The organism is Pseudoalteromonas sp. 1181_04 (assembly GCF_052850545.1).
Genome location: NZ_VXCS01000114.1, coordinates 1 through 278 on the forward strand (window position 1 = coordinate 1; position 278 = coordinate 278).

Here is a 278-nt window from a genome sequence, read left to right on the forward strand (position 1 = left end):
GATGCTAGTGTCACCGATGCCGCCGGCAATACCGCCAGTGACACAGAAAATGGTGGGGTGATCGATACTCTTGCACCGACGGTTGATATCAACCCGTTGGCTGATAGCAACGACAGCACGCCTACCATCACTGGCAGCAGTGATGAAATAGGTGGGTTGGTGAGCATTACAGTCACCGATGCCAATGGTGATATACAAACCTTAACGGCGACAGTACTTGCAGATGGCAGTTGGTCGGTGGATGTACCGACCCCGCTTGCAGAAGGTGCTTTTGTTGT

The 278-nt window shown here is 52.5% G+C and carries 1 protein-coding gene; it reads left to right on the forward strand.

Annotated elements, in window-relative coordinates; genetic code table 11:
• The coding region (locus FW757_RS23260; RefSeq protein ID WP_446441800.1) for an Ig-like domain-containing protein at nt 1–278 on the forward strand (278 nt) is incomplete at both ends.